The following is a 17,778-nucleotide window of genomic DNA, read 5'->3' as shown; positions in this document are numbered from 1 at the left end:
GCGGCACGGCGTGCCGAGCCCAGCGGGAGCTCCGTCTCGTCCCGCCACGCGCGTACGGGTCCTCCCGGTGATCGCACCCGGCTCGGACACCGCGCGGCACGACCCGGGCCCGAACGTCATCGGACGGCACGGGTGACCCTGGCAGGTGGCCGTACCGCGCAGGGCCTTCTGGCTGGTCTTGCCGCTCTCGCGGTCGTGTCCGGCTCGGCGGTCCCGGCCTCGGCCGACCCGGCCCGGGACAGGCAGTGGTTCTTCGCGCCGCTGAAGGTCGAGCAGGCCCAGAAGATCAGCAAAGGCGACGGCGTTGTCGTCGCGGTGCTCGACAGCGGGGTGGACGGCACCCACCAGGACCTCGGCGGTGCCGTGCTGCCCGGCCGGCAGGTCGTGCAGAACAAGCCGGTCGGCGACCTGGACACCAACGGGCACGGCACCGGGATGGCCGGCATCATCGCCGGACGCGGGCACGGCGGCGACGACGGCGTACTGGGCATCGCGCCACGGGCGAAGATCATGCCGATCGCCCCGGCCAACGACACGTTCTTCGTCGGGCAGGGCATCCGCTGGGCCGCCGACCACGGCGCCAAGGTCATCGTCCTGGCCTTCGGGATCCCGGACGGCGAGAGCCTGCGGGCCGCAGTGAGCGAGGCCGCGGCGGCTGACGTGGTGCTGGTCGGCACGTCCGGCAACAGCGGCGACAAGGGCAACGAGGTGGAGTTCCCGGGCGCGTACCCGCAGGTGCTCACGGTCGGCGCGGTGGACCGGGCGAACAAGGTGGCGAAGTTCTCCAACCATGGGCCCCAGGTCGATCTGGTGGCCCCGGGGGTCGACATCCCGGCGCCCGCCCCCGACGACAAGTACGTGACCGGCACGGGTACGAGCGGCGCGGCCGCGATCGTTGCCGGGGCGGCGGCGCTGATCCGGGCGAAGTATCCCGACCTTTCGGCCGCGGACGTCGTGCAGCGGCTCACCGCGACGGCGATCGACCGGGGGGACAAGGGCCGGGACGACTACTACGGCGCTGGTCAGCTCGATCTGCTGGCTGCGTTGACGGCCCCGCAGCCGGGCGCTGCGGCCAGCACGCCGCCGGCGGTCGAGGCTCCCGTGGCGGTCCCGGAGGCCGCACCGGCCGATGAGGACAGTGGCATTCCGCCGCTTGTGTTCGTGGCCGCGGGGGTGGTGCTGCTTCTGGGCGCGGTCGGGGTGGGGATTGCTGTGTTCGCCCGATCCCGCCGGACTGCGGGGTAGCGCCGACCGGCCGGGATGTCGGACCCGGCGGGTAGCGTCGGGGCATGGCCGAGCAACCGATGATCGTCGTCCGTGGTGAAGCGACCCGGGAGGTTCCGCCCGAGCTGGCGATCTTCTCCGTGACCGTCTCCGCGCGGGACAAGGACCGGCAGACCGCGCTGACCCGGCTCACCGAGCGGGCCGCCGAGCTGCGCAGCCACCTCGACGATTTCCCCGACGCGATCGAGCGGCGCGAGACCTCCGGCGTGCAGGTCCATCCCGAGCTCAAACGCGGCGGCGAACGCATCTCGGCATACACGGGCAGTGTCACCACGACCGTGACCGTGACCGACTTCGCTGTGCTGGGGGAGCTGCTGCTGCGCCTGGCCGACCGGGACCAGACCTCGTTGTCCGGGCCCTGGTGGCAGCTGCGGCCGGGCAGCCGGGCCGGGGCGGAGGTGCGCCGGGCGGCCATCGCCGACGCGCTCGGTCGCGCCCGGGAGTATGCCGAGGCCGTCGGCGCGCAGGTGGATCGGCTGGTCGAGATCGCCGATGAGAACGCCGGCGGGGGCGGGCAGCCGATGATGCGGATGGCCGCGTTCGGTGGGGCCCCGGAGGCCGACCTGGCCCTCGAGGTCGACCCGCAGGTGCAGACCGTGCACGCGTCGGTGCTGGTCCGCGTGACGATCACCGAGCCCACCGCCCTGAAGTAGCCGCCGGAGCATGACGATGCACACCGCGGCGTCGCCGCGGCTCAGCCGGGCCGTCACGGTGGTGCTGGCGGCCGCCTGCGGGCTGACCGTCGCCAACCTGTACTACTCGCAGCCGCTGCTCGACCTGATCGCGACGTCGTTCGGGGTCAGTCGCAGCGCGGCGGCGGTCGTCGTCACGCTGACCCAGGCGGGTTACGCGCTCGGCCTGCTGTTCGTGCTCCCGCTGGGCGACCTCCTGGAAAACCGGACGCTGGCCGGCCGCACCCTGCTCGGCACCGCGGCGGCCCTGCTGCTCGCCGCGTTCTCACCGGTCTTCGCCGTGTTCCTGGTCGTGTCGGTGCTGGTCGGCATCACCTCGGTGGTCGCCCAGGTGCTGGTGCCGCTGGCCACCCACCTCGCTCCGCCCGAGGACCGCGGCAAGGTGGTCGGCCAGGTGATGAGCGGCCTGCTGCTCGGCATCCTGCTCGCCCGCACGGTGGCCAGCCTGGTCGCGGAGCTGTGGGGCTGGCGCGCCATCTACGTCATCTCGGCGGTCCTGATGCTCGGGCTCGCCGTCGTGCTGCGCCAGGTGCTGCCGTTGCGCCGCCCCGATCATCCGGCCGGCTACCGGTCGCTGCTGGCCAGCCTCGGTGAGCTGGTCCGGCACGAACCGGTGCTGCGGCGGCGGGCGCTCTGCCAGGCGACGATGTTCGGGGCGTTCAGCGCCTTCTGGACCGCGATCGCCTATCAGCTCATCGCCGAACACGGCTTCAGTCAGGGGCAGATCGCGGTCTTCGCGCTGGTCGGCGCGGGCGGTGCGGCGGCGGCCCCGATCGCGGGCCGGCTCGCCGACCGGGGGTACGGCCGCAGCGCGAGCGGCGTCGCCCTGCTGCTCGCCGCCCTGTCTTTCGCGCTCGCCCTGGCTGGGCAGCGCAGTGTCGTGCTGCTCGCAGTCGCCGCCGTGCTGCTGGACTTCGCCGTGCAGTGCCATCAGGTGCTGAGCCAGCACGAGGTCTACGCGTTGCGCGCAGACGCCCGTGCCCGGCTCAACACCGTCTTCGTCAGCACGATCTTCGTCGGGGGCGCGATCTCGTCGGCGGTCACCGGTGTGCTCTACGGCGCGTACGGGTGGACCGGCGTCTGCGCTCTCGGCGTACTCCTGCCGCTTGTGGGTCTGGGCATCTGGGCCCACGGCCTGGGCCGGACCCGCCCGGCCGAGGTCCGGGCCCAGAGGGGTGTCTAGCTTTCCGGCACCCAGTTCATGGTGTCGGGGTTGGCGCCGGTGCGGCCGCGCTCGCCGCGATCGAGCGCCGTGATGGTGCCCATCGCGCCGCCGTCGAGCTCGAAGTCGAAGATCTCGAAGTTCTCCCGGACCCGCTCGGCGGTGTTCGACTTCGGGAAGATGATGTCCCCGCGCTGGATGTGCCAGCGCAGCACCACCTGGGCCGGGGTCTTGCCGGCCTCGTTGGCGATGGCCACGATCGCCGGGTCGTCGAGCACCGCACCCTGGGCGATCGGCGAGTACGCCTCGTTGGCGATCTCGTGGTCGGTGTTGAAGGCGCGCAGCTCGTCGTTGTTCAGGTACGGGTGGATCTCGATCTGGTTCACCGCCGGCCGCACCGTGGTCTCGGCGAACAGCCGGCCCAGGTGGTGCTGGGTGAAGTTGGAGACGCCGATCGAGCGGGCCCGCCCGTCGCGGTAGAACTCCTCCAGCGTGCGCCAGGTCTGGCTGAAGTCGCCGTCGTAGCGGCCCGGCAGCGGCCAGTGGATCAGGAAGAGGTCGACATAGTCGCTGCCCAGCGCCTTGAGCGTGGCGTCGAACTCGCGCCGGGCGTCGTCCGGCAGGTGCGCGCCGTTGTTGAGCTTGCTGGTCACGAAGAACTCGTCGCGGCTCAGCCCGGACGCGGCGAGGGCCGCGCCGACGCCGTGCTCGTTGCCGTACATCTGGGCGGTGTCGATGTGCCGGTAGCCGATCTCGATGGCCGTCTCGACGGCCGCCTGGGTCTCCGGCGGCGGCACCTGGAAGACGCCGAAGCCCAGCTGGGGGATGGTACGGCCGTCGTTGAGAGTGATGTCTGGTACTGCGGAAGCCATGCTGCTCCTCGGAAGGGTCGGCCGTTGCGTACTACCAGGTTTACCCCCGGCCCGCCGCGATCCACCCGTTTCGGCCCGCGCGCCACTGTGATCGGCGAAACTCGGCTCTATGCGTCGTCGCTTGCTGCTCCGGATCGCCAACGTGAACCCGGACAGCGTGACGACCCATTCCGACCGGGTGCTGTACAGCTCGATCGGCGTGTTCATCGTGCTGTACTTCGTGTACGCGACCGTGGGCGGTGCCGCCTTCGTCGACGCCAGCGCGAACTACACCCATCCCTGGTGGCAGTGGCTGGTCGGGCCGCTGGTGGCGACCGGGGTGGTGGCGTACGACCGGGCGGTGGTCGGCCGGGTGTCGATCAACTACGAGCGGCTGGACTCACCCGACCCCAAGGACCTGCTGCGCCGGCCGACCTTCGGCCTGTACGCCGGCCGGATCACGCTGGCCCTGCTGTTCGCCGTGATCATCACCGAGCCGCTGATGCTGGCGCGCTACCAGGGCGAGATCGACAACCGGCTCAACGACGTGCACAACCAGCAGATCAGCGTGATCGAGGTCGGCGGGGCGATCGCCGCGTACGACACCCGGTTGCAGGAGCTGAAGAAGCAGACGGTCGCCGAGGACCAGGCGGTGCAGGCGCTGAACACCCGGGCCGCGGAGAAGCGCCGCGACGCCCGCAAGCTCTACCAGCAGGCCATCGCCGACTCCGAGGGTGACGGCGTCTCCCGCAAGGCGGGCTGCCCGGTGGGCGGCTACTGCGACACGCTGGTCAAGCGTTCGCGGGGACTGGACGACCAGGCCGCCCGGCTGGACGCGCAGGCCGCGCGGCTGCAGGACACCCAGAAGGCCGCCCGGACCGCGCGCGCCGCGGAACAGGCCGATCTCACGGCCAAGATCGCCGAGCAGCGTACGGTCAACGCGGAGGCGATCCGGGCCGACGCCGGCTTCGGGGCCCGCACCAAGGCGATGTGGTACCTGGTGACCAGCGACTTCTGGGGCATCGGCGTGTTCTACCTGGGCATCGCGCTGCTGCTGGTGGCCCTGGACTGCGCGGCGGTGGGGCTCAAATTCGTCTCGCACGGCAACGCGTACGAGCGCGAGGAGGCCCGCCAGGCCCGCGGCCACGAGCACGAGGCGGCGATCGGCTACGAGCAGGGCCTCAAGGACATGCGCCGGTACGCCGAGGCCACCTCACGGGTGATGGCCGAGGGCATCGGCAAGGCCTCCCGCGACGAGCAGCTCACCGACGTGGCGATCGAACGCGCCCGCGCGCACCTCTACGACTCGGTCACCGGTAGCGCCCTGCCGCCCCTGCCCCCGGTCCCGCTGATCGAGCGGCACCCGGCGGCCCCGCGCACGCAGCGCAACGTGGACCGGCTCCGGGCGTAGTGCAAGTTGCAGATCGGCGCTACTATTTCACTCCGGCGTACCGCCTGCCCACGCTCTGTTACCGGCGGCGCGCCGACCGGGCCTCGGTCCGGGTGTCATCAGGTGCGGCGGAGGCGGCGGGTTGATCGCCGCCGCCGCCGTGACACCGTGGCGTGATGCACACGGTCGAGCTCACCCTGGATCCCGCCCTCGACGGCCAGGTCCGTTCGGTCTGGCAGCGCCTGCACGCAGCGGGTCTGCCCAGCCTGGCCACCCACCGGCACCCCACCAACCGCCCGCACCTGACGCTGGCCGCGGCCGACCGGCTGACGCCCGAGGTCACGACCGCGCTCGCCGGGCTGCCGGTCGAGGCGGTGCTCGACGGCCTGATCTTCTTCGAACGCGCGGTGGTGTGGCGGGTGGCGGCAACCGACGCGCTGCGTGACCTCCAGGCCGAGGTGTGGCGAGCGCTGACAGGCACGGAGCGTAATCCGCAACATGCGCCGGACGCCTGGACGCCGCACATCAGCCTGGCTCTGCGGGCCAAGGACCATTCCCGCTACGCGGCCGAGCTGCGGGACCTGCCGGTCGCCCGGGGACGCTTGGTGCAGGCCCGGACCTACGACAGTGCCATGCGTACGGTCACAGCGCTCAGCTGACGCCGGCGATTCCACTGACCAGCACCGGGACCGTGAAGACGGCACCCGCGCAGGCCGGGTCGGAGGTCGCGGCCATCGCCAGCCCGTCGGGCACGATGAAGGCGCCGACATGGTTGCGCTCGACGTCCCAGCGTACGGGGACCGCATCGTGCGCGACCGTGACGCCGTGGTCCACGCAGCCGTTCTCGCGGTGCTCATCATCGGCCATGATCGTGCCCGGGGCGGGCGAGACCGAGGTGATCCGGATCGGGAAGTCGTTGTCGTTGGTCAGCGTCACCGTCAGGTTGCCGGTGCTGCCCGGAGTGAGCGGCTTGTTCAGATCGGACCGGCCGCGCAGGTTGAGCTCGACGACCGCACCGGCATTCGCCCGGCCCGTCTCCGAGCCGGTGAGCTGCCAGTAGGCCCAGACCACGCCGGCGTTGACCAGCACGGCGGCGACCGCGGCGGCGGTCAGGATCGACCGGGTACGCGCGTCGAGTCGGCTCAGGAACCCTTGCGGCCGGGCGGCGGTGACGTCACCGGTGGGCTCGTCATCGACGGCCCGCATCTCCTGGACGGCCCGCATTTCCTCGACGGCGGAGCTTTCCACCGGCACCACGTCCGGCGGCCGGACGTCATCCTCGCGCCGGTGAAAAACCTCGCGCCTGGTCAGCTCATCACGGATCACGGCGCCACCTCGCCGGCGCCGAACCTGCGAACAGCGGCGACCGGAGCGGCGGCGAACCGTCTGCTGAGCTTGCGCATACGGAGCATCCTCCTGCGATGGTGCGAGAGCCTCAATTGCAGTTACCACGTTCCCGCAAATACCGGTGCCGTGTGATCGGTGATCCGTCCGCCGTTCCCGGCGCATAAATCGGGCAGGAGAGTCTGTCCGGCTTAACCCGCAGGGGGTACGCCGGAACGCGAAACCGCCCGCTGCCCCGATTCACTCAAAGATCGGCAAACGCGCAGGTCAGGAACTATGCGCCACTAGCACCGGAAGCGCGCCACAGCAAACCGCCGACCAGCGCTGCCTCCGCCGGATGCCGGAAAGCTGTTCATATCCGCCCGTCCACCATGCCGCAGAACGAGGCCGTCGCGGAATGGGACAACCGTCCACCGCCGCGGGGGAATGGGCTTAACCCGTCCGTGTCCGGCCCGCGAAACGCACGTAGCCCCCGACGCCATGTACGACGCCGAGGGCCACGGGAACTCATGAACTACTTCTGGTCTTCCGCCGGGCCGGATGGTGACGCGGACGGCTCGGCGGAGGCACTCTCCTGCGTGGAGGGCGGAGGTTCTTCCTCTTCCGCCTCGGGCTTCGGGCTTGCCGGAGGTTTGGTGGCCGGCGCAGTGGTCGCCGGCGACGTCGCCACGGCCCGGCTGCGGGCCGGTGCGGTCGCAGGGGGTTCTGATGTGGCGGGCGCTGCCGGGGAGTTGGCACTGACCAGCTCGGCGGTGGTCGGCGGCGGCTTGGCGAAGGTGAGCGCGACGCTGTCCGGGCTGTAGTCACCGATCCAGCTCTTGAAGACGGGCTGCACCTTCCACGTCCAGGTGCCTTGGGGAACCGCCTTGTCCTTGCACGCGGTGGTGGTGACGTGATCACAGACCACCACCGGGTCGCCGGCACCGAACCGGGTCACGACGTAACTCTCCACCTTCACACCGGCGACGATGGTGTTGCCCACCCAGTCGATTTCCGCGTCCTTGTTCTTCGCCCCGACGCTTGGGGCGTTCCCCGCGGGCATCTTCGCCACCGTCATCTTCAGCTCGGTGGCTGGAGTGTCGATCATCCAGCCTGCGAAGGCGTAGACGCTGCCACCGAAGGTGATGACGGCGGCCGTGGCCGCGACCAGTGACAGTTTGGTGAGGTGCTTCATCGATAGGCCTTCGTTGCCGTGCCGCGCAGCTGGATGGTGAAGGTCGCGCCCGAGCATGCCTGAGCGGCTCCCGACGGCATGGTGAGCGGAATGGTCTTGGCGTCGGTCCTGCTGCGGGGCGGAATCAGGAGAGGGAGCTTCCCGGTGTAGGCCCGAGCCAGGAGATTGGCGGGCACCGGCCTGCATCTGCGCTTGGAGGAGGACACGACGTCGGCCCGCAGCGACTTGACGCTCAGCGCGAAGTCGTAGGGATTCCGCAGCGTCAGCTGCAGCTCCCGCGTGATTCCGGGATACAGGTGCTTCATCGGGCGGCCCTTCACCGTGATGGCGAAAGGTTCCGCCGGGCGGCCGTGCGCGCGGTCGCGAGAGACCAGCTCGATCGTGTCGGCGGCAGGCTGTGCCGGGCCACCGGCGATAGAAGCGGCCAGGGTGGCGGTGATAGCTGCCCCGATGACTGTCCGCAAGCTGGCCACGACGCTCCTGTCGACTGGATGGGTATCCGCGGGTGGGCGGGGCGCGAAGCCCCGCCCACCGAGGTTGGTCAGACCGTGCTGACGCCCGTGAAGGTGTAGGTGACCTTGATGTGCGATCCGGCGCACGTCTGCGGCAGCGTCTTGGCGATCGCGATGTTCGTGGTCACGCCCTGGCCGGGCGACTTGGCCACGATCTTCGGAGCACCGGCGGGGAAGGATGCGACGAGGGTGTTCGGTGCGGCGCTCAGCGCTGACTGGCAGGAGGCAGCGTTCGCTCCGCCGGTGACGACCACGGCGGTCGGCGTGAATTCTGTGGTGTCGAGATTGACGGGGAAGTCGTTGGCGTTCTTCACCACGGTGTTGACCGTGGTGACGAGGCCGGGGTAGACCTTCTTGGCGCCCAGGTCCGCCGACGCCTCCATCTCGACGATGCTCGCGGCGTCACCCTGAGCGGTTCCGGTGCCCTTGATGTCCCAGCCGTTCGTGGCGGCCCAGGCGGCACCTCCGCCGATTGCCACGACGGTGGCGCCGATGATGGCAGCGGAACGCTTGGTGATCTTGCGCATGGGGAGTTCCTCCTGGAACGGCTGGTCGTGCGACTTCCGCAACGTCGCGGAAAGTCGACGTCCGGTGCACTTGTTGATTGTCTGTGGCGCCGAACCAGTGGCGTTCCGGCGCTGCGACAAAGATGGCCGATTCCGGGCAGCTCGGCGATAGTGCTTCCGTTTGTCCTATCCGAGACGGCGATACCGCTGGTTCGCGCCGTCCGGGCTAATCCCAACGGCTGACCGCAACGTGAAAGACCGAGCCGTCCCATCCCCGCCGCCACCTGCGGCTACGCGGCTTACCTGGGAACCTGCTGTGGCTATCAGGCGCTGCCGTAGATCACAACTCGGCTGGCCGGCCAGGCCGCCGCCAAGGGACCGTCTCGGTAATTTTTCCAGCACTACTCAGGCGACTTGGCGCAGCATTCTCGCGCGCTTTTTCACCAACGGATTAGCCTGATTGACCGGGTCGTCACCTGAAAGAGGTGTCACGTGGACGGTTCTGTTGGCGACGCGGGCCGGGGCGGGACGCCGGCGGGGAGGGCCGGCTCAACGATAGCGGCCGGGCCCGTGGAGCGACCGTCCGGCGCCGGCCGCGCGCATGGTGAAAGATGTCGGCGCCGCTACGGCCGGGGCTGCCGGGTGGTCCCAGATCTTGACGCAGGCCCAGCTCAGGGCCTGTTTACCGGCTTGATTCCGTCATGTTAAGGGCCGAAACACTCATTGCGCTCTGGTAAAACTCTCGCGTCGGCATTGACCACTGTGGGCCGACCCCTCAATCCTATGGCGGCGGTTCGGCGGTTGTGCCGTTTCTCAGCCGTCGATACAGGTGGATCCGTGATCCACTGTGAGTGAGCGGCAGGAGCAGGGCACTGGAGACCTCGGCACCACAGGATTTCGACGTGGTCGTTGTCGGCGGCGGTACGGCCGGCGCGGTCGTCGCGTCGCGGCTGTCGGCCGACCCGGGGATGCGGGTGTGCCTGATCGAGGGTGGCCCGTCCGACGTCGGTGACGACCGGGTCCTTCAGCTCAAGAACTGGCTGAGCCTGCTGGAGTCGGAGTACGACTACGACTATCCGACGGTCGAGCAGCCCCGCGGCAACTCCTTCATCCGGCACTCGCGGGCCAAGGTGCTCGGCGGATGTTCCTCGCACAACACGATGATCAGTTTCCTGCCGCCGCCCGAGGACTTCCGGGACTGGGTCGACGCCGGGGCGCAGGGGTGGTCGTACGAGGACATGCTGCCGCTGTGGAAGCGGCTGCTCATCCAGATCCAGCCGGTCGCCCCCAAGGACCGGAACGCGTTGACCGAGGCTTTTGTCGCCTCCTGCCACACCGCGCTGGGTGTGCCGGTCCGCGATGATTTCAACGCTGAGCCGTTCGCCGACGGCACCGGTTTCTTCCCGGTGGCCTATTACCCCGAGACGGGTGTGCGGTCGTCGTCCTCGGTGGCTTACCTGCACCCGTACCTGGATCGCCCGAATTTGACTGTCCGCACCGACACCTGGGCCTATCACCTCGACACCGACGGTGGCCGGGTCACCGGCGTGCGGGTCCGGGACAAGGACGGTGTCGAGAGCACGCTGACCGCCGCTTGCGAGTACGTGCTGTCGGCGGGCGCGATCGACACCCCGCGGCTGCTGCTGCTCTCCGGGATCGGGCCGGCCGAGCAGCTCAGCTCGCTCGGCATCAACGTCGCGCTGGACCTGCCGGGCGTGGGTGAGCACCTGCTGGACCATCCCGAGTCGCTGATCCTCTGGGAGGCCGCCCGGCCGGTGCCGCCGGAGACCGCCATGGACTCCGACGCCGGTCTCTTCGTCCGCCGCGACGAGAGTGATCCGCGGCCCGACCTGATGTTCCACCTCTACCAGATCCCGTTCACCACCAACACCGAGCGGCTCGGCTACGACGTGCCCGCGCACGGCTTCGGGATGACGCCGAACATCCCGCGCCCGCGCGGTCACGGCCGGCTGTGGCTGACCAGCGCTGATCCGCAGGTCAAGCCGGCGCTGGACTTCGGTTACTTCACCGACCCGGACGGCTACGACGAGCAGACCATCATTGCGGGATTGCGGATCGCCCGGCAGGTGGCGGCCACCGAGCCGTTCAAGTCGTGGATCGCCCGGGAGATCGCGCCGGGCCCGGAGCTGCAGACCGACGCGGAGCTCTCGGCGTACGGGCGGGCCGCGCACCACACCGTCTACCACCCGGCCGGCACGTGCCGGATGGGCGCCGCCGACGATCCGGGCGCCGTCGTGGACCCGCAGCTGCGGGTGCGCGGCCTGGCTAACGTACGGATCGCCGACGCGTCCGTCTTCCCGGCCATGACCTCGGTCAATCCGGTCGTGACCGTGCTGATGATCGGCGAACGCGCCGCCGACCTCATCGCCGAATCCTCTAGTTGAACAGCGAGGCCCGCCATGCCGCCCACGATTGCTGTCGACCACTTGTGGAAAGTCTTCGGCCCCAAGGCCGACAAGGTCGTCGGCACGCCACTGGCGGACCTGTCCCGGGCCGAGCTGCGGGCGAAGACCGGCTGCCTGGCCGCCGTCCGGGACGTGAGCTTCGCGGTCGAGCCCGGCGAGGTCTTCGTCGTGATGGGACTGTCCGGCAGCGGCAAGTCCACGCTGGTGCGGTGCCTGACCCGGCTGATCGAGCCGACCGCCGGCGAGGTGCACATCGACGGTGAGGCGGTACGGGCGATGAGCCCCAAACGCCTCCGCGAGCTGCGCCGGCACGGGGTCGCGATGGTGTTCCAGCACTTCGGGCTGCTCCCGCACCGGCAGGTGGTCGACAACATCGCGTACGGGTTGGAGATCCAGGGGGTCGGCAAGGCCGAACGGCACCGCCGGGCCGCCGAGGTCCTGACCCTGGTGGGTCTCGACGGTCACGAGAATCAGTACCCCGACCAGTTGTCCGGTGGCATGCAGCAGCGGGTCGGCCTGGCCCGGGCGCTGGCCACCGACCCGGCGGTGCTGCTGTTCGACGAGCCGTTCAGCGCGCTGGACCCGTTGATCCGCCGGGACATGCAGGCCGAGGTGCGGCGCCTGCACGCCGAGGTCGGCAAGACGCTGGTCTTCATCACCCACGACCTGGCCGAGGCGCTGAGTCTCGGCGACCGCATCGCGGTCATGCGCGACGGCGCACTCGTGCAGGTCGGTACCCCGGAGGAACTGGTCGGTGCGCCCGCCGACGACTACGTGGCCGACTTCGTCCGCGAGGTGCCCCGCGCCGACGTGCTGACCCTGCGGTGGATCACCCGGGCCGCCGCACCGGACGAAGTGCTCGAGGACCAGCCGTTGCCGGCCGGCACGGTCATCCGCGACACGATCGAGCGGGTGCTACGGGCCCCGCATCCGATCCCGGTCGTCGACGGCGAGGAGCGGATCGGGGTCGTGGACGCCGAGCAGCTGCTGCCCGCGCTGATCGGGCATCGTCCGCCGGTGCCGGCATGAGTACCGTCGTCACGGACGTTCCTGTCCCGGCCGAGGCGGCCGACCCGGCGCCGGATGCCGCCGCCCGGGGGCCGCGCCGCAAGCTGCCCGGCCGCCGGATGCTGGTCCTCCTGCTGGCCCTGGCCACCGCGGCCGTGTATCTGGTCGTGCGGACCTCGGCCCCGGCCGACGATGACAACGCACTCGCATTCCGGTTCTTCGGCGAGCTGCGGGACTGGGTGGACGCCAACCGGGACACCAGCCCGCTTTTCCTGTACGGCTTCAACTACCTCCGCCTCGGCGTCTCTCTCCTGGTCGACACCGTGCACGCCGCGCTGTACGGGCTCGGCTGGGCCGGACTGGTGGCGGCCGCCGGTGCGCTCGCCGCGGTGGTGGCCGGTTGGCGGATCGCGCTGCTGGCCATCGCCGGTTTCCTCAGCTTCGGCGTGCTCGGGCTGTGGGAGGAGAGCGTCGACACGTTGGTGCTGACGCTGTCCGCTGTGCTGCTGGCGGTGCTGATCGGCGTACCGCTCGGGGTGCTCGCCGCCCGGGTGCCGGCGGTCGGCTCGGCGCTGCGGCCGGTGCTCGACGTCATGCAGATCATGCCGACGTTCGCCTACCTGGCCCCGATGACGCTGCTCTTCCTGATCGGCTCGCCCGCGGCCACCATCGCCACCCTGATCTACGCCATCCCGCCGGCGATCCGGATCACCGCGCTGGGCATCACCGAGGTGTCGAAGTCCACCGTGGAGGCGGCGACCGCGCTCGGCTCCACCCGCTGGCAACTGCTCGGCAAGGTGCGCCTGCCGCTGGCCCGGCCGACCATCGTGCTGGCCGTCAACCAGGCGATCATGATGGCGCTGTCGATGGTGGTGATCACCGCGCTGATCGACGCGCCCGGCCTGGGGCAGACCATCGTGCAGGCCCTGGAACGGGTCAACGTGGGCGCCGCCTTCGACGCCGGCCTGGCGATCGTCGTGCTCGCGGTGGTGCTGGACCGGATCACCACCCATGCCGCGAAGCGGGCCGTACCGACCAACCACCGGTCCGCCCGGCTGCGGGCGGCCGGGCCGGTGGTGGCTGTCGTCGCGGTCGTGGCGGTGACGGTGCTGGGCCGGATGTCGTCGTGGGGTGCGGAGTTCCCGGCCGGCTGGCGGGCGTCTTTCGCCGTCCCGGTCAACGAGGCGACGCGGTGGGTCGAATTCCACTGGTACGACGCCACCGAAGCCCTGAAGAACGTCGTCAGCGCCGTCCTGCTCGACCCGATCGAGACCGTTCTGACCACGACGCCGTGGTGGCTGTTCCTGGTGGCCGTACTGATCTTCGGCACGCTGAGCAGCGGCCCGCGGGCTGCCGCGATCGCCGGGGTGGCCGTGGCCGGGCTGGTGGGTCTGGGTCTGTGGCAGCACGCGATGCAGACGCTGGCCACCGTGCTGGTCGCCACCGTCGCCACGATGGCGTTCGGCGTGATCTTCGGCGTGCTCGGTGCGCGGCATGACCGTTTTGCTCTGGTCATGCGTCCGGTGCTGGACGCGGCGCAGACCATGCCGTCGTTCGTCTACCTGCTGCCCGCGGTGGCCCTGTTCGGGGCCAGCCGGTTCACGGCCATCGTGGCGGCGGTGATCTACGCCGTGCCGCCGGTCGTGCGCCTGGTCGAACGCGGGGTGCGCGACGTGCCGGCGACGGTGGTCGAGGCAGCCGTGTCGTCGGGGTCGACACCGCGCCAGCTGCTGTGGAAGGTGCAACTGCCGATGGCCCGCCGTGGCCTGCTGCTGGCCGCGAACCAGGGCATCGTGATGGTCCTGGCCATGGTGGTCGTCGGCGGCCTGGTCGGTGCCGGCGCCCTGGGCTACGACGTGGTCGCCGGGTTCGCCCAGCGCGAGGACTTCGGCAAGGGCCTGGCCGCCGGCTTCGCGATCGTGCTGCTCGGCATCCTGCTCGACCGGCTCACCCAGGGCGCGGGCCGGCGCGCCGACGACAACCGCCTGCGCCGGCCGGCGACCTGAGTTTCTGCTCTCCCCTCTGCCGCCGTCCGGCGGTAAGCACCATCCGGAAGGAAATCCTGATGAGACACCCGAAATTGATCCGGCTCACCGCGGTGGCCGCGGCCTTGAGCATGGCCGTGGCCGGTTGTGGCGGTGCGAAGTCCGACGCCGGTTCCTCGGACGCGCCGGCGGCCGGTTCGAAGGGCACGGTCAAGCTCGCCATCAACCCGTGGGTGGGTTACGAGGCGAATGCGGCGGTGCTCGGTCATCTGCTGGAGAAGAAGCTCGGTTACACCGTGGACAAGAAGAACCTCAAGGAGGAGATCTCCTGGCAGGGCTTCGAGACCGGTGAGGTCGACGCGGTCGTGGAGAACTGGGGCCACGACGACCTGAAGAAGACCTACATCACCGACAAGAAGGTCGCCGTCGACCTCGGGCCGACCGGCAACAAAGGCGTGATCGGCTGGTACGTGCCGCAGTGGATGGTGGACAAATATCCGGACATCACCGACGGCGCGAATCTCAACAAGTACGCGGATCTGTTCAAGACCTCCGAGTCGGGCGACAAGGGCCAGTTCCTCGCGGGCGACCCGTCGTTCGTCACCAATGACGTCGCCCTGGTGGCGAATCTGAAGCTGAACTACAAGGTCGTCTACTCCGGCAGCGAGGCCGCCATCATCAAGGCCGCCCAGCAGGCCACGGCCCAGAAGAAGCCGCTGCTGTTCTACTTCTACGAGCCGCAGTGGCTGTTCGCCAAGGAGAAGTACGCCCGGGTGAAGCTGCCCGCGTACACCGCCGGTTGTGACGCCGACCCGAAAAAGGTCGCCTGTGACTACCCGGACTACGTCCTGGACAAGATCGTGAGCAAGAAGTTCGCCGACACCAACAGCCCGGCGTTCCAGCTCATCAAGAATTTCAAGTGGACCAATGACGACCAGAACCTGGTCTCGGACTACATCACCAACCAGGGGATGACCGCCGAAGCCGCCGGCGAGAAATGGGTCAACGAGCACGAGGCCACCTGGAAGCCGTGGATTCCGGCGACCAGCTGACAGACGCACTGTCCGACGGGGGCCGCGAGTGCTGTGCTGTGCTCACTCGCGACCCCCGATGGGCCCCGCCGGAGTGACGATGTCACTTTGCTTCGTGATCGAAATCTGATTGCAACCTTCCGGCAGGACCCTGATGCCCTTCATCAATGATCCGATCTACCCACCGGACTTCAAGCTGATCTTGGATCCCGTACACATTCGGGAATTTCGCCTTCATCAGCGGTACATAGTGGACTTGCAACTCAGCTCATCGCTACGGTTCCCCCAAATCCGCGGCAGACAGAGACCGCCGCCACCCGACGAAGGAGAAATCGCGTGTCCGCACGGAGTCGTCCGGTCGTAGACCTCACCGCCGGCCGCGTTGCTCCTGGAACGGATCGTCGATGAAGATCCCCCGCCCGCGCCAGGCCCATCACGACGCCGACACCGTCGCGCCCGTGACCGGGGCAGAGACCGGCGCTCCGGCTCCCCGGCCGGCCCGCTCCGGCGGCACGATCCGCCGCCGCGTCGTCCGTACGCTGACCCTGCCCGTTGTCGCGGTCCTCGTGCTGCTGGGCGTCATCACCGTCACCGAGGTCGACAACTACCGCACGGCTGCCGCCTCCGCGCGCGCCGTCACCCTCGTCCTCGCGGTGCAGGACCTGGTGCAGGAGCTGCAGACCGAGCGTGGTCTCACCGCCGGTCTGCTCGGTGGCAACGTCGGCTTCCGCGCCGAGCTGGCCCCGGCCCGCAAGCGTGTCGACGACCAGCGGGCCAAGGTCGAGGATCTGATCTCCGAGGGCGGCGTCGCCCAGGACCGGGTCGCCACCGCCGTCCGTGAGCTCGACGGCCTGGCCGGCGTCCGGGCCGGCACCGACGCCGGGGCCGCCGACCGCGCCCCGACCTTCACCTTCTACACCGGTCGCATCGCCGAGCTGAGCAACGTCGACTACGGCCTGGACAGCTCGGCCGACCCCGCCCTGCGCCGCGGTGTCTCCGCGCTGGAGGCCCTCGGCGACGCCAAGGAGAGCACCGCCCAGGAGCGGGCCTTCCTCAACGGTGTGTTCTCGGCCAGCGGCTTCAACCGCGGTGAGTTCCTGCAGTTCGTCACGATGCGGTCGGCCAAGGACGCGGCGCTGGCCACGTTCACCCGCTACGCGGACGACACCCAGCGCAAGGCCAAGGACTACGTGCTCGGCACCGGCGCCGCGCAGACCGCCACCTACTTCGAGCAGGTCGCGCTCAACGCCGGTGACGGCCGTAACCTCCAGGTCAACCCGCAGTCCTGGTGGTCGTCGCAGACCACCGTGCTGGACGACATGCTCCAGCTCCAGCAGCACGTCGGCTCGGTCATCCGGGCCCGGGCCGCCACCCTGCAGGACGACGCCACGCAGCGGATGGGCCTGCTGCTCGGCGCCGTGATCATCTGCTTCATCGGCTCGGTGTACCTGGCCACGATCGCGTCGCGCTCGATCGCCGCACCGCTGGCCACGCTGGCCGACGAGGCCAACCGGCTGGCCGGTGAGCGGCTGCCCGAGGCGGTCCGCAAGGCGACCTCCGGCGACGACGACGCGCCGCCGCTGACCGTCGCGGTGCCCGCGGGCGCCAGCGACGAGGTCCGGCTCGTCGCCGACGCGCTGGACCGGGTCCAGGCCACCGCGTACTCGCTGGCCACCGAGCAGGCGATGCTGCGGCGCAGCACCACCGAGTCGCTGGCCAACCTCGGTCGCCGCAACCAGAACCTGCTGCGCCGCCAGCTGGGCTTCATCACCAGCCTGGAACGCGAGGAGTCCGACCCGACCGGGCTGGCCAACCTCTTCGAGCTCGACCACCTGGCCACCCGCATGCGCCGTAACGCGGAGAGCCTGCTGGTCCTCGTCGGTGCGGCCAGCCCGCGGCAGTGGTCCGAGCCGCTGCCCATCGCCGACGTCATCCGCGCCGCCGTCTCCGAGGTGGAGGAGTACCGCCGGGTCGCCCTGCGCCGCGTCGACGACGCGCTCGTGGCCGGCGCGGTCGTCAGCGGCGTCGCCCACATGCTCGCTGAGCTGGTGGAGAACGGCCTCGCCTTCTCCCCGCCGGACGCCGACGTGGAGATCCAGGGCCGGCGGATCGGCGACAGCTACCTGATCGCCATCACCGACCAGGGCATCGGCATGAGCCGCGCCGACCTGGAACTGGCCAACCAGCGACTGCGCGGCGAGGGCGACTTCATCACCGCACCGACCCGCTTCCTCGGCCACTACGTGGTCGGCCGGCTGGCCACCGACATGGACATCGACGTGCAGCTGGCGCCGTCCCCGGTTACCGGTGTGACCGCTCGCATCGTGCTGCCGCCGTCCATCGTGGCCGGTGTCCAGGCCGTCAGCGCGCCGGCGCCGCAACCCCGGCTCACCCCGGAGGAGCGCCGGCCGCT

15 protein-coding genes are annotated in these 17,778 nt (G+C 70.1%); 10 read left to right on the top strand and 5 right to left on the bottom strand.

Going from position 1 to position 17,778, the window contains the following annotated elements:
- Window positions 1-132 precede the first annotated feature (132 nt).
- From AB0C29_RS07260 to AB0C29_RS07250, 3 genes are read left to right on the top strand one after another with little or no spacing between them, the layout of a single operon-like run.
- A complete protein-coding gene (locus AB0C29_RS07260) occupies window positions 133-1,245 on the top strand; it encodes a S8 family serine peptidase (protein WP_360816458.1) in 1,113 nt (370 codons plus the stop codon).
- Between the two features lie 44 nt (window positions 1,246-1,289).
- Complete coding sequence (locus tag AB0C29_RS07255; RefSeq protein WP_360816455.1) at window positions 1,290-1,937, top strand: SIMPL domain-containing protein; 648 nt, start codon at window positions 1,290-1,292, stop codon at window positions 1,935-1,937.
- A 10-nt stretch (window positions 1,938-1,947) separates the two neighbouring features.
- A complete protein-coding gene (locus AB0C29_RS07250; RefSeq protein WP_360816452.1) occupies window positions 1,948-3,159 on the top strand; it encodes an MFS transporter in 1,212 nt (403 codons plus the stop codon).
- Here AB0C29_RS07250 and AB0C29_RS07245 read toward each other — a convergent pair.
- Window positions 3,156-4,010: an aldo/keto reductase gene (locus AB0C29_RS07245; RefSeq protein WP_360816449.1), complete on the bottom strand. Its 855-nt coding sequence runs from the start codon at window positions 4,008-4,010 to the stop codon at window positions 3,156-3,158. The genes AB0C29_RS07250 and AB0C29_RS07245 overlap by 4 nt on opposite strands.
- A gap of 109 nt (window positions 4,011-4,119) precedes the next feature.
- Here AB0C29_RS07245 and AB0C29_RS07240 point away from each other — a divergent pair, with 109 nt between their 5' ends.
- Window positions 4,120-5,400 (top strand): DUF4407 domain-containing protein, encoded by a 1,281-nt coding sequence (locus AB0C29_RS07240; RefSeq protein WP_360816446.1) that lies wholly within the window; start codon window positions 4,120-4,122, stop codon window positions 5,398-5,400.
- A gap of 155 nt (window positions 5,401-5,555) precedes the next feature.
- Entirely contained in the window at window positions 5,556-6,038 is a 483-nt protein-coding gene (locus tag AB0C29_RS07235; protein WP_360816443.1) for a 2'-5' RNA ligase family protein, read from the top strand.
- Here the strand turns inward: AB0C29_RS07235 and AB0C29_RS07230 are convergent.
- The 4 genes from AB0C29_RS07230 to AB0C29_RS07215 all read right to left on the bottom strand — a co-directional run bounded on the left by AB0C29_RS07230 (window position 6,031) and on the right by AB0C29_RS07215 (window position 8,936).
- The gene (locus AB0C29_RS07230; RefSeq protein WP_360816440.1) at window positions 6,031-6,705 is read right to left on the bottom strand and encodes a hypothetical protein; all 675 of its coding nucleotides are present in this window, start codon (window positions 6,703-6,705) and stop codon (window positions 6,031-6,033) included. The two genes, AB0C29_RS07235 and AB0C29_RS07230, sit on opposite strands and share 8 nt — an antisense overlap.
- A 532-nt stretch (window positions 6,706-7,237) precedes the next feature.
- Window positions 7,238-7,954 carry a hypothetical protein gene (locus AB0C29_RS07225; protein ID WP_360816437.1) on the bottom strand — a complete coding sequence of 239 codons (717 nt, stop codon included), beginning with the start codon at window positions 7,952-7,954 and terminating at the stop codon, window positions 7,238-7,240.
- Window positions 7,894-8,370 carry a hypothetical protein gene (locus AB0C29_RS07220; protein WP_360816434.1) on the bottom strand — a complete coding sequence of 159 codons (477 nt, stop codon included), beginning with the start codon at window positions 8,368-8,370 and terminating at the stop codon, window positions 7,894-7,896. The genes AB0C29_RS07225 and AB0C29_RS07220 overlap by 61 nt, the downstream gene beginning before the upstream one ends.
- Window positions 8,371-8,438: 68 nt before the next feature.
- Complete coding sequence (locus AB0C29_RS07215; protein ID WP_360816431.1) at window positions 8,439-8,936, bottom strand: hypothetical protein; 498 nt, start codon at window positions 8,934-8,936, stop codon at window positions 8,439-8,441.
- Between the two features lie 881 nt (window positions 8,937-9,817).
- On the opposite strand from AB0C29_RS07215, the gene AB0C29_RS07210 reads away from it, so the two are divergent.
- The 5 genes from AB0C29_RS07210 to AB0C29_RS07190 all read left to right on the top strand — a co-directional run.
- Window positions 9,818-11,320, top strand: coding sequence for a GMC oxidoreductase (locus AB0C29_RS07210; RefSeq protein WP_360816428.1), 1,503 nt, complete (start codon window positions 9,818-9,820; stop codon window positions 11,318-11,320).
- 15 nt (window positions 11,321-11,335) lie between these two features.
- Window positions 11,336-12,370, top strand: a complete 1,035-nt coding sequence (locus tag AB0C29_RS07205) for a betaine/proline/choline family ABC transporter ATP-binding protein (RefSeq protein WP_360816425.1) — start codon at window positions 11,336-11,338, stop codon at window positions 12,368-12,370.
- Window positions 12,367-14,355, top strand: coding sequence for an ABC transporter permease subunit (locus AB0C29_RS07200; protein WP_360816422.1), 1,989 nt, complete (start codon window positions 12,367-12,369; stop codon window positions 14,353-14,355). The genes AB0C29_RS07205 and AB0C29_RS07200 overlap by 4 nt, the downstream gene beginning before the upstream one ends.
- Window positions 14,356-14,414: 59 nt before the next feature.
- A complete protein-coding gene (locus tag AB0C29_RS07195) occupies window positions 14,415-15,386 on the top strand; it encodes an ABC transporter substrate-binding protein (protein WP_360816419.1) in 972 nt (323 codons plus the stop codon).
- Window positions 15,387-15,769: 383 nt separating this feature from the next.
- Window positions 15,770-17,778, top strand: a 2,009-nt coding sequence (locus tag AB0C29_RS07190; RefSeq protein WP_360816416.1) for a nitrate- and nitrite sensing domain-containing protein, incomplete at its 3' end; no start/stop codon positions are given.

Source organism: Actinoplanes sp. NPDC048791 (assembly GCF_040650095.1).
In the GTDB taxonomy this organism is placed as follows: Bacteria; Actinomycetota; Actinomycetes; order Mycobacteriales; family Micromonosporaceae; genus Actinoplanes.
This window is presented reverse-complemented; position numbering and strand designations above follow the sequence as displayed.

Bases quoted from the DNA above. Each gene is read 5' to 3' on its own strand.
- AB0C29_RS07255 (WP_360816455.1), top strand. From the start codon at position 1,290: ATGGCCGAGCAACCGATGATCGTCGTCCGTGGTGAAGCGACCCGGGAG.
- AB0C29_RS07250 (WP_360816452.1), top strand. From the start codon at position 1,948: ATGACGATGCACACCGCGGCGTCGCCGCGGCTCAGCCGGGCCGTCACG.
- AB0C29_RS07245 (WP_360816449.1), bottom strand. From the start codon at position 4,010: ATGGCTTCCGCAGTACCAGACATCACTCTCAACGACGGCCGTACCATC.
- AB0C29_RS07240 (WP_360816446.1), top strand. From the start codon at position 4,120: ATGCGTCGTCGCTTGCTGCTCCGGATCGCCAACGTGAACCCGGACAGC.
- AB0C29_RS07235 (WP_360816443.1), top strand. From the start codon at position 5,556: ATGCACACGGTCGAGCTCACCCTGGATCCCGCCCTCGACGGCCAGGTC.
- AB0C29_RS07225 (WP_360816437.1), bottom strand. From the start codon at position 7,954: ATGCTCGGGCGCGACCTTCACCATCCAGCTGCGCGGCACGGCAACGAA.
- AB0C29_RS07215 (WP_360816431.1), bottom strand. From the start codon at position 8,936: ATGCGCAAGATCACCAAGCGTTCCGCTGCCATCATCGGCGCCACCGTC.
- AB0C29_RS07205 (WP_360816425.1), top strand. From the start codon at position 11,336: ATGCCGCCCACGATTGCTGTCGACCACTTGTGGAAAGTCTTCGGCCCC.
- AB0C29_RS07200 (WP_360816422.1), top strand. From the start codon at position 12,367: ATGAGTACCGTCGTCACGGACGTTCCTGTCCCGGCCGAGGCGGCCGAC.
- AB0C29_RS07195 (WP_360816419.1), top strand. From the start codon at position 14,415: ATGAGACACCCGAAATTGATCCGGCTCACCGCGGTGGCCGCGGCCTTG.